Origin of the sequence: Mesorhizobium sp. M1A.F.Ca.IN.020.04.1.1 (genome assembly GCF_003997315.1) — a bacterium.
Classification (GTDB): domain Bacteria; phylum Pseudomonadota; class Alphaproteobacteria; order Rhizobiales; family Rhizobiaceae; genus Mesorhizobium.
On sequence record NZ_RZSN01000293.1, the window covers coordinates 1 to 4,319 of the forward strand.

General features: G+C 63.8%; 5 protein-coding genes. 4 read left to right on the plus strand and 1 reads right to left on the minus strand.

Going from position 1 to position 4,319, the window contains the following annotated elements:
- On the minus strand, positions 1-1,252 hold a 1,252-nt coding region (locus EOA49_RS30620), incomplete at its 3' end, for a TonB-dependent receptor plug domain-containing protein (RefSeq protein WP_164749336.1).
- A gap of 203 nt (positions 1,253-1,455) precedes the next feature.
- Here EOA49_RS30620 and hemP point away from each other — a divergent pair.
- The 4 genes from hemP to EOA49_RS30640 all read left to right on the plus strand — a co-directional run.
- Complete coding sequence (hemP, locus tag EOA49_RS30625) at positions 1,456-1,662, plus strand: hemin uptake protein HemP (RefSeq protein ID WP_066999851.1); 207 nt, start codon at positions 1,456-1,458, stop codon at positions 1,660-1,662.
- A 50-nt stretch (positions 1,663-1,712) separates the two neighbouring features.
- Positions 1,713-2,774, plus strand: coding sequence for a hemin-degrading factor (locus tag EOA49_RS30630; protein WP_067329637.1), 1,062 nt, complete (start codon positions 1,713-1,715; stop codon positions 2,772-2,774).
- 11 nt (positions 2,775-2,785) lie between these two features.
- On the plus strand, positions 2,786-3,679 hold the full coding sequence (locus EOA49_RS30635; RefSeq protein ID WP_067329448.1) for a hemin ABC transporter substrate-binding protein: 894 nt from the start codon (positions 2,786-2,788) through the stop codon (positions 3,677-3,679).
- Between the two features lie 6 nt (positions 3,680-3,685).
- The coding region (locus EOA49_RS30640) for an iron chelate uptake ABC transporter family permease subunit (RefSeq protein WP_164749337.1) at positions 3,686-4,319 on the plus strand (634 nt) is incomplete at its 3' end.

A 4,319-nucleotide genomic window follows, 5' to 3' on the forward strand; every position in this document is an offset into this window, starting at 1 on the left:
TACCTGACGGCGTGTAGAAGCTGTCGCCGCCGGCTGTGCCCCCGGTTTCGACGTCGTCGCCGACCCAGTCACCGCCGTAAGTCAACTCATGCGCAATGCCGGCGGTCTCGAATCGCGACGTGTTCCATATGTCGATGCCGGTCGTCCCGACATCGAAAGTCGAGAGCGACCCGGCGGGCAGCACCACGGGCAGGCCGGTCGTCGGATCGAAACGGTTCTGCGGGACGAGCGTCGTCAGATCGAGAAGCGTCTTGTTGTAAGAGGCGTTGATGTGGAGATCGAGCCAGCTTTTGGCATCGTCGGTGATGTTGTAGCGGGCGGTGAAGGTATTCGATTTCAGGTCGACATCGTTGGCCGGAACGCCGCCACTGGTCTCCGTCCACCCGTCCTTCGAGCCGACCCAGCCGAGCTTCAACTCGCTGTTCTCGGTCGGGCGAATGGTGGTCTTGAGCAGGCCGCTCAGCACGTCGAAGCCGGTGCCGGCAACGGTGTCGCCGCCACCGTTCTTGTAGTCGCCGTAGTCGCGGTAGACGATGTTGCCCAAAACGTCCCAGTTCTCGTTGAAGCGATAGGCGCCGCTAGCGCTGGTGGTCCAGCCCTTGCCATTCGTTTCATAGCGACCAGTCAGCGATCCAGCCCAGGTCTCTTCCGGCTTGAGGAAATCTCCGGCGTCCTTGGTTTCGAAGAACACCACTCCGCCGATGGCGCCGGAGCCATAGGTGTTGGCGACCGGGCCGCGGATCACGTCGACGGATTTGATGAGCTCGGGATCGACATAGAAGGTCGACTGCGTGCCGTGGTCGGAGCGCTGGAAATCCTGCCTGGCGCCGTCGACGATCACCGCCACGCGGCCGAAATCCTGCAGGCCGCGGATGTTGATGCTGGAGCTGACGCGTCGCGCGTCGGCCTGCACTGCAACTCCCGGCACGCCAAGCAGCATCTCGTTCGGCGTCGTCGCCATGCGGCGCTCAAGCTGTTCCTTGTCGACATGGCTGGCCGAGGCCAGCGACTGGATCGCCGTCTCGCCGGTGCGGCTAATGACGAGGATCTTGTCGAGCAGCGTCGAGTCGCCTGCACTTTTCTGGTCAGTCTTCTTTGTCTGGTCGCTCTGCTGGTCAGCCGCCGGCTGGGTGGCCTGTTGCGCTTTGGCCGCCGGCATACAGAGCGCGATTGCCGCCGCGCCAGCCAGCAAGGCCGCCATTTCCTTCGCCATCGGCCGATCTGTCGGCCGTCCCCAATTCACCAACCCCATGCCCCAACTCCAAATTCTCAGGCTCGATGCTGGCTGGCGCGGGGCTCGCTCGCATTTTTGATCGCGTCCGGCGTCTTAAATGTTGACTCATTTAGTCCGGTAATGCACGACTATTAAACATGAGAAATCGAGTCAAGAATTTAATCGGCATTTGACGAGGCGACCGGCCCGGTGGCCGGCACAGGAAAAAGGGACCGAATGAGATGAACAGCCATAATCCAAGCGACTTTCGCTACCGCGGCCGCCGCTCCGACGACGTGCCCGCGCGTTTTGACCGCGTGGCGATGTCAGTGCGCACGCTCTCCAGCAACGCGCTGTTCCAGGGCGAGCATGAGATCGGCATCGAACATCATGGTGCTCTCTACCGTCTGAAGATCACCCGCCAGGGCAAGCTGATCCTCAACAAGTAAGCACGATCGGCAGACGAACAGGGCAGACAAAAAGTGGGCAGGTGGACGATATGGACCAACGCGTGAAGCCGTCGCCGGACGAGATCCGGGGTTCGCGGGAAGACAATCCGAAGATGCGCGAGCGCGATTTGGCGGCCCAACTCGGCATTTCGGAAGCAGAGCTGGTCGCGGCACATTGCGGCCATGGCGCCGTGCGCGTCGAGCCGCGCGTCAATGACTTGCTGAGCGGCCTCGAAGCGGTCGGCGAAGTGATGGCGCTGACCCGCAACGAAAGCGCCGTGCACGAAAAGATCGGCGTCTACGACAAGGTCGTCACTGGCAATCACAACGCCATGGTGCTCGGCGAGAACATCGACCTGCGCATCTTCCCGAAAGTGTGGGCACATGGCTTTGCCGTCGAGAAACGCGACGGGGGCGAGATCCGCCGCAGCCTGCAGTTCTTCGATGCGGCCGGCGAGGCCGTTCACAAGGTGCATCTGCGGGCAGCCTCGAACCTCTATGCTTACCAGAAGCTGATGGCGAGCCTTGAATCGTCGAACCAGGAGCCGACGATCGCAATCGCCTCAAGCGCGCCGGAGGACGAAGTGGAGGTGCAAGCCTCGGTAGCCAGCATCGACGACCTCCGCGACCGCTGGAGCCGGATGACCGACGTGCATCAGTTCTTCGGCATGCTGAAGACGCTGAAGCTCAGCCGCCGTGAGGCGGTGCGCATGGTGGGCCAGGACTATGCATGGCTGCTCGACAATGATGCCGTCAGCGCCATGTTCCACCACGCGGCGGAAGGCGAGATGCCGATCATGTGCTTCGTCGGCAACCGCGGCTGCATCCAGATCCACTCCGGCCCGATCACGTCGGTCAAGCCGATGGGACCGTGGATCAACGTGCTCGACGAGACCTTCCACCTGCATCTGAGGACCGATCACATCCATGAAGTCTGGGCGGTGCGCAAACCGACCAAGGATGGCCATGTCACGTCGCTCGAGGCTTATGACGCGAAGGGGGGCATGATCATCCAGTTCTTCGGCAAGCGCCATGAAGGCGAGGGCGAGCGCGAAGACTGGCGCTTCCTGGCCGAGAACCTGCCCCGTATCCCCAGCCCGACCGCTGCATGAAGCGAGACTCGATGCGTGTCGTTCACCGTTTCCGCTCTACGCTTGCGCCGCTGATCGGCGTTCTGCTTGCCGCCGCCGCTCTGCCTGCCGGAGCCGATGAAGGTAGGGCCGTCTTCTCCGACACCTCGCGGATTGCCTCCATCGGCGGCTCGATCACCGAGATCGTCTATGCGCTCGGCGAGGAAGGTCATCTCGTCGCCCGTGATTCGACCAGCTCTTTCCCGCAAGCCGCGCAGAAATTGCCTGATGTTGGCTATATGCGCGCGCTGTCGCCGGAGGGCGTTCTGTCGGTCAATCCATCGGGGATTCTAGCCCTGCATGGCAGCGGCCCGAAGGAAACCGTCGACGTGTTGAAGAAATCGAGCGTGCCCTTTATCGAGGTGCCAGAGCGCTACAGCCATGAAGGCATCCTCGAAAAGATCCGCACCGTCGGGAGGGCGCTGGGGGTCGAGGCTAAGGCGGAGCAGCTCGCTGCGGAGACGGACGCGAAGCTGAAGTCGGCCGAAAAGCAGACGGCCGCGATCAAGGAGCGCAAGCGCGTGCTGTTCGTGCTGTCGATGCAGGGCGGCAAGATCCTGGCCGCGGGCAGCGATACGGCCGGCGACGGCATCATCAGGCTTGCCGGCGCCGTCAACGCGGTCGAGGGTTTTTCGGGCTACAAGCAGCTGTCCGACGAGGCGATCGTCACCGCAAGGCCGGATGTGCTCCTGACCATGAAAAACGCCGGTCCACCGATCTCGGAAGATGAGCTGTTCGCCAATCCATCGATCGCTTCGACGCCCGCGGGAGCTGCCCGCAAGCTGATCAGCATGGATGGCGGCTACCTGCTGGGCTTCGGGCCGCGCACGGCCGCGGCCATCCACGACCTCGCCGTCTCGCTTTACGGCAATCAGGTCACGGACTGAGCGGTGATGGCTGAACAGTCGATTGCGGGGCCGGCGGGCAGGGTGAGGGCATCCGATGGCGACCGCTCGGCGCGGGCAAGGATCGTCATCCTGCTTTTGTCTGTCGCGCTTGCGCTGTCCATATTCCTGTCGCTGACCTCGGGCGCTTCGGACGCGTCCGCCGTTCGCGTCATCCGCGACTGGCTGACCGGAGGCGTGCCGGCCGATACGGCGCTCGCCGCGCGCCACCGGCTGATCGTCTATGACATCCGCATGCCGCGCGTGCTGCTCGGCGTGCTGATCGGCGCCGCGCTCGCCGTCTCCGGCGCGGTGATGCAAGGACTGTTCCGCAACCCGCTCGCCGATCCCGGCCTGATCGGCGTCTCGGCCGGCTCGAGCCTTGGCGCGGTGGCAATCATCGTGCTCGGCACAACCTGGCTTGCGCCTGTCACGCTCGCCCTTGGCACGCTCGCCCTGCCGCTGGCAGCCTTCCTCGGCGGCCTGGCGGTGACGCTGCTGCTCTATGCCATTGCGACGCGCCACGGCCGGACGTCAGTCGCCACGATGCTGCTCGCCGGCCTGGCGATCGCCGCCCTTGCCATGGCGCTCACCGGCATACTGGTCTTCGTGGCCGACGACAGCCAATTGCGCGACCTCACCT